General features: G+C 69.7%; 6 protein-coding genes and 1 pseudogene. 6 read left to right on the top strand and 1 reads right to left on the bottom strand.

Annotated features, from left to right (window positions below):
• Positions 1-716 precede the first annotated feature (716 nt).
• The 5 genes and pseudogenes from ACFUJR_RS24725 (at position 717) to ACFUJR_RS24705 (ending at position 3,789) form a co-directional block, all read left to right on the top strand.
• Entirely contained in the window at positions 717-1,034 is a 318-nt protein-coding gene (locus ACFUJR_RS24725) for an HNH/ENDO VII family nuclease (protein WP_383167038.1), read from the top strand.
• Entirely contained in the window at positions 1,021-1,416 is a 396-nt protein-coding gene (locus ACFUJR_RS24720; RefSeq protein WP_383167035.1) for an ankyrin repeat domain-containing protein, read from the top strand. The genes ACFUJR_RS24725 and ACFUJR_RS24720 overlap by 14 nt, the downstream gene beginning before the upstream one ends.
• A 581-nt stretch (positions 1,417-1,997) precedes the next feature.
• Positions 1,998-2,513, top strand: coding sequence for a hypothetical protein (locus ACFUJR_RS24715; protein ID WP_383167032.1), 516 nt, complete (start codon positions 1,998-2,000; stop codon positions 2,511-2,513).
• A 128-nt stretch (positions 2,514-2,641) separates the two neighbouring features.
• Positions 2,642-3,328: pseudogene (locus tag ACFUJR_RS24710) on the top strand (terminase large subunit domain-containing protein); the annotation flags it as partial.
• Positions 3,329-3,489: 161 nt separating this feature from the next.
• On the top strand, positions 3,490-3,789 hold the full coding sequence (locus ACFUJR_RS24705) for a hypothetical protein (protein WP_383167029.1): 300 nt from the start codon (positions 3,490-3,492) through the stop codon (positions 3,787-3,789).
• On the opposite strand, the gene ACFUJR_RS24700 is transcribed toward ACFUJR_RS24705, so the two are convergent.
• Positions 3,728-4,708: an AraC family transcriptional regulator gene (locus ACFUJR_RS24700; RefSeq protein WP_383167025.1), complete on the bottom strand. Its 981-nt coding sequence runs from the start codon at positions 4,706-4,708 to the stop codon at positions 3,728-3,730. The genes ACFUJR_RS24705 and ACFUJR_RS24700 overlap by 62 nt on opposite strands.
• 116 nt (positions 4,709-4,824) lie before the next feature.
• Here ACFUJR_RS24700 and ACFUJR_RS24695 point away from each other — a divergent pair, with 116 nt between their 5' ends.
• Positions 4,825-5,769 (top strand): SDR family oxidoreductase, encoded by a 945-nt coding sequence (locus tag ACFUJR_RS24695; RefSeq protein WP_383167022.1) that lies wholly within the window; start codon positions 4,825-4,827, stop codon positions 5,767-5,769.
• The last annotated feature ends 231 nt before the right edge of the window (positions 5,770-6,000 follow it).

Below are 6,000 nucleotides of genomic sequence, written 5' to 3'. Positions count from 1 at the left end.
CTGGGGGATAATCGAAAAGGACAAGAATCCAAGCAAAAAGCGAAACAGAAAGGAGGGCGGGACCGCGGGGGGGGGGGGCGGCAAGTTTTTTTTCATGCCGGAAAGGCGACCCGCGGACGTGTTTCCCGCGGCACGGCCGCCCACCCGGCCCGCTCTCGGCTCCGCCACCGCGGGCCGGCCAGCGACCAGGCCGCGCAAAGACAGCACAGCGGACGAACGGAAGCGCGGAGAGATCCGAACGCGCCCGCACGGCGAACGCCAGGCCGACGGCAAGGCGATGGCGGGGAGTTGGCTGAGCCGAAGGTCCGGAGGTGGGGGCGGTCGGCTCCGTGGGCTTTACCCACCTCCCCGGGTCGGGGCCCGCGTCGAGCAAGGCCAGGGGGTCACTCGTTCAAATTCCGGGCAGGATCACAGCCTGCCCGAGTTGCCGGGCCAGCGTACGGCCCCCTGACCATGCCCGACCCCAACCCGGGCAGGACACCGGCCAAAGCCCACTCCACCGCCCTCAGGCGCGCAGCCGTCTGACGGCAACGCCGACGGCAACAGGGGCGCACAGCGCGGCACTTCCACGCACACCTACGGACCAGCCGGAATTCGCTGACCAGCGAAAATGCAGGTGACGGCCGCCCGGCGAGCACACGTACTATGTACTCGCGGGCAGCACGCCGATCCTCGTACACAATTCGAATTGCGTTCGAGGCCCGGATGGCCGATTCGTGTCAAATCCAAACCTCGTGGGGGACAAGAGATATGCAAGAGTGTCATTGCATGCCTCCACTAAGGCGGCGATTAGAAGTGCCGCTCCAAAAGACGCGAACGGGAACTTCATCGACCCTAATACCGGTCAAATAATCCCTGCCAGGGGACCGTTCCACTACGGACATAAGCCGGGTTTCGAGTATTGGCGCAGCCGCGACATGGCCGCCGCCAAGGGATGGACGCGCGAACAGTTCATCGCCTACGAGAACAACCCTAACCACTATCAAATAGAAGACCCCGCCAACAATTTGAGTCACAAGTATGAGCAGCCATAACGCAAGTCACGACCGTCTCCGCCAAGCAGCTCTTCGAGGCGATATCCTCGAGATCGAGGAGCTGCTTGCCGCCGGAGTTGACGCGAACGTGGGTGACGCCAGCGGCTTCACCGCGCTACATCTCGCAGCCCAGGAGTACCAGGTGGATGCCGCTAGGTCACTCCTGGATGGCGGCGCCAGTGTGGACCGGAAGAACCGCTTCGGAAATACTCCGTTGTTCGTCGCAGTTTTCAATTCACGAGGACGCGGGGAAATGATTCGACTCCTTCGATCTAAAGGTGCCGATCCAAATATGGAAAATGATAACGGCCAAACGCCCCTCGGGTTGGCCCGACTCATTGCGAACTATGACATCGAGGTCTATTTCTCGGATCTCGAGTAGCGGAGAGAGTCACCCTTGAGTTGGCTGCTTGAGGGGATTGCGAACACAGTCACATCCCGGCGGGATACGCATCCGGGGCCTGCTGAATCCCTTTCCAGCGTGCGTCGAAGGCCTGCCCGACTAGGATGGAGTGTGTGAGCTTCGGCAGCGGCGACTGGAACAGCGTCCGCTTCATCGTGGCTGTCGGCGACTGGTCCGGCGACGGCCGCAAAGGGACCTTCTGACACTTCGCGACGGCTCGCTCAGTTGGCCTCCGGACCCATTCGACTGCGCGCACCCTGGCGGTGCGCGCAGTCGGTGCGTTCGGCGCCTCTTCGACCGCGTCCGTCGTCGCCCAGGCCGGTAGGGGTCCGAGCGGCACGAACGGAACCCATGGCGAACCCGGCCAACACATTGCATCAGGGGCTGTGAGACGGGAGAACAGAGACTGCACGGAGAAGGCCGTGAAGGTCCGGCCTCCAGGCTCGTCCGACGCCCCAGAGCGGCGGCCATCGGCCATCGCAAGATCTGCGATCATGGAGCTGGGGCGCGGGGGTGCTCCCTATCTCGAAGGGCCTGCCTTGGGACGCCCCGACAAAGCCGTGCGTGCGGCGATTGCGCGCCGCCGTTCGGACGCGATCGACCTCCGACTCGCCGGCGTGGACTGGCTGACCATCGCCCGCAAGCTCGCCGCCGACCCCGCCGTCAACAGCGACGGCATGGCCTACTCGCAGGGGTACGGCATCAAGCGGTACCGGAAGAAGCAGGACCCGCCAGGCGATGAGGCCCTGATTCACGCCGCCTGCCGCGACGTCCACCAAGCCCTCGCCGACCGGCGCGCCGAGCTGAACGACGACGTCGACGAGCTGCGTGCGCTCGAGGCCGACCGCCTCGACCGGCTGTTCTTCGTCGCCTACAAGAAAGCTGTCCGCGACCAGGACCTCGCGGCCGTCGACCGCACGCTGCGGATCATGGAGCGCCGCGCCCGGCTCCTCGGCCTGGACATGCCTGCCCGCACCGAGCTGTCCGGCCCCGCCGGCGGCCCGGTCCAGGTCGAGACCGCCTCGGCGGCCGAGCTGGAGAAGCTGATCGCGCTCACCGACCCGGACACCGAGTGAGGCCCCGGGACAACGCGAAGGTCGTCGCCCGCTACAAGACGCTGCCGCCGGCGCAGCGCCGCTCCATAGCCCGGTCCGCCTCCCCGGAGCTGCGGGCCGAGCTCGTCCGCGCCGAACGGCAGCTCGCGATGGACCGCTCCGCGGGCGCGCTCGCCGCCGTGCTCACCGGGGGCCGTGAGATGCAGGCCCCTCATCTCGACCTGATCGACCAGGCGTTCATCGACATGGCCGAGGGTCGGTGCGACCGCGTCATGCTCACCATGCCCCCGCGGCATGGCAAGAGCCGACGCGCCTCCCGCTGGGCCCCGCTGTGGTACCTGCGGCGCAACCCCGGCCACCGCCTGATGATCGCCAGCTATTCCGCTGACCTGGCCGACGACCACGGCCGGTGGATCCGAGACGCCATCCTCACTTGGGGCGACGACCTCGGCCTCCAGCTGAAGCCCGGCAGCCAGGCCGCCAACCGCTTCGACATCGTCGGCGGCGAAGGCGGACTCCTCGCGGCCGGGCTCGTCGGCGGTCTGACCGGACGCGGCGCACACATCGCCATCGTGGACGACCCGGTCAAGGACGTGGCGGACGCCGACTCCCCGACCATGCGCAGGCGTGCCTGGGACTGGTGGACCTCCGTCATCCAGACCCGACTCGAACCCACCGGCGCCATATGCCTGATCCAGACCCGCTGGCACGAAGACGACCTCGCCGGACGGATCCTCGCCACCGAACGCGACGCCTGGCGCGTCATCGACCTTCCCGCACTCGCCGACAGCCCGGACGCTCCGCTCGGCCGCCAGCCCAAAGAGGCCCTGTGGCCCGAGCGGTTCAGCACCGCCCACCACGCCGAGAACCGCAAGCGCGTCGGCGAACGCGTCTGGGGAGTCCTGTCCATGCAGAAGCCTCGCCCGCGGGAGGCGTATGGCAGCGCAAGTGGATCGACAACGCTCGCATCAACGCCGTCCAGTTCTCCGGCCTCGAATTGGCCCCCATCATCGTCGCCGTCGGCGACGAGACCGGCATCGTCGGAGTCGCCCGGGACTTCGACCGGCAGCTGTACGTCCTTGCCGACCGGTCGGGCTCGATGTGCGCCAACGACTGGGGCCTTGCGGTCTGCCGCCTCGCCCTCGAACTCAAGGCTGACGCCATCGTGGTGGAGAAGGAGAACTACGCCGGCGATGCCCTCGCGCACCGTCCGCGCGCCCCATCCCGACGAATGTTCACGCCGCGCTGCACATCCCCGACCGGTACTCCCCCGGTGTCATCCCGAACCACTTCCTGAACGCCAGGTGGAAGCCCACCGCGCTCTGGTAGCCGACGCGGGCCGGGACCGCCGACTGGGGGAGGGTGGTCTCGGAGAGGAGTCGGGCCGCCTCCTGCATGCGGCGGGAGGTGAGGTGGCGGGCCGGGGATTCGCCCACCAGGGCGCGGAAGGCCGCCGTGAACGCCGAGCGGGACATGCCGACCTCGCGGGCGAGGGAGTCGATCGTCCAGGGCTGGGCGAAGCGGGTCGCGATCATCACCATCGCCTGGCTGATGCCCGGGTGGCGCAGCAGTGGCAGCGACGTCGGGTTGTCCGCGAGGTCGCGCAGCAGGGGGCGCAGGGCGAGGACCAGCGCCATCTCGAAGGCGCGCAGGGTGATGAGGCGGTCGCCCGGGCCCACGGGGCGGTCCGGGGAGGCGAGCAGGCGGAGCGTGTCGCGGAGCAGCGGCTCGCGGTCGACCTGGGGGCCGTCGAGGACCAGGGCCCAGGGCAGCGAGGTGTAGAGCGTGCTGGCGGCGCTCGCGTCGTAGTGGAGTCCGGCGCACAGCAGCCGGCTCACCGCTCCGGTCCCGTCGATGCGTATCTCCCCGGACGTGCCGGGCCGCCGCTCGGGCAGTACGGCCTTGAGCGGGACGCCCTGGCGGTCCGGGCGGTCGGAGAGCCGGTGGGCGGTTCCGGTCGGGAAGACGATCAGGTCACCGGCGCTCAGCTCCAGCGGGGCCTCGCCGTCTCCCGTGATCCAGCAGCCGCCCTCCACGATGTAGTGGAGCACGGCACAGCTCTGCTCCGCGTCGCCCTCGATGGCCCAGGGCGCGCGAACGTGCCAGCGGCTGTCGAAGACGCCGGTCAGGCGGAGCGGTTTGAGCAGCTCGCTCAGGAGGTCCTCGGGCTCGTCTTCCTCACGCCGGTCGTCACGGTCGGTTGCCACGGTGTCCATGGACGATCCTTCAACTTCCGCCCCGGTTTGTTAATTGAACGGTGTGAGCCGCCGCCGCCAGCCTGAGAAAGACGTCATGGCAGCAGCCATACCTTATCGAAGGGCCTCAACGACACATGTCCAGTCAGATTCCGATGCGGGTCGCGGTCGTCGGAGCGACCGGTTTCCAGGGCGGCGCGATCGCGCGTCTGCTGGTCGAGCGCCACCACCGGGTCCGGACGCTCACCCGGCGCCCCTCGGGGGACCGCCCTCCGCTGCCCGGCGCCTTCTTCGTCGCGGGCGACCTGGCGCGCCCCGCGGACGTGCGGCGGCTCTTCGAGGGGACCACGCACGCCGTGGTGACGATGCCGCTCGTGTACGACGTGGAGCGGATACGCCGCTACGCGCGGAACGTGGCGCACGCCGCCCTGGCCGCCGGGACCGTGCGCCTGGTCTTCAACGCCAACACCCGTCTCCCGCACGGCCCGAACGCGGTCGCCGCGTTCGAGACCCGGCGGGTCGCCGAGGAGGAGCTGCGGGGCAGCGGCGTCCCGCTGGTCGTCGTACGGCCGCCGGTGTACCTGGACAACCTGTTCTCGCCCTGGAACGGGCCGGCGCTGGTGAACGAGGGAATTCTGGCCTATCCGCTGCCCGCCGCCACGCCGACGGCCTGGCTGTCGCACCGGGATCTCGCGGAGGCGGTGCACGCGGCGCTGACCGTGGAGGGCCTGGAGGGCCGGACCTTCGACATCGGCGGGGCCCGGTCGCTGACGGGCGACGAGCTGGCGGCCGCGTTCAGCCGGGGGCTCGGCCGGAGGGTGCGGTATCTGCAGCTTCCTCCGGAGGTCTTCGAGCGCGGGCTCGGCCGGCTCCTCGGACCGGAGACGGCGGCCGGTGTCGCCGGGATCTACCACTACATGGCGACGGGCGCCGACCCGCTGCTCCTCGCCGCCGACGACGGGGTGTCGGCGGAGGTGCTCCGCGTACGGCCCGCGCCGGTGGAGGAGTGGGTGACGCGCCAGCCGTGGCAGATGTGGTCCGGCGACGACGCGGAGGAGCAGTCCCCCTCCCCGCAGGGCTGACGCGGCGACACAGGCTCCCGTACGGGGACAGGGGGCGTGAGGCCGTCGCGCGAGCGCCCCGCCCCGACCCACTGCCACGCCGCCCCCGGGCGCCCCAGGCCGACCCGACCCACTGCCACGCCGCCCCCGAGCGGCTCAAGCCGCCCCGACCCACTGCCACGCCGCCCCCGAGCGGCTCAAGCCGCCCCGACCCACTGCCGCGCCGCCCCGCGCCGCCCCGACCCGCCCTCG

It is taken from the genome of Streptomyces sp. NPDC057271 (assembly GCF_042668715.1).
Lineage (GTDB): Bacteria > Actinomycetota > Actinomycetes > Streptomycetales > Streptomycetaceae > Streptomyces.
This window is presented reverse-complemented; position numbering and strand designations above follow the sequence as displayed.

Excerpts from the sequence above, each read along its gene's own strand:
- ACFUJR_RS24700 (WP_383167025.1), bottom strand. The coding sequence starts at position 4,708 with ATGGACACCGTGGCAACCGACCGTGACGACCGGCGTGAGGAAGACGAG.
- ACFUJR_RS24695 (WP_383167022.1), top strand. The coding sequence starts at position 4,825 with ATGTCCAGTCAGATTCCGATGCGGGTCGCGGTCGTCGGAGCGACCGGT.
- ACFUJR_RS24720 (WP_383167035.1), top strand. The coding sequence starts at position 1,021 with ATGAGCAGCCATAACGCAAGTCACGACCGTCTCCGCCAAGCAGCTCTT.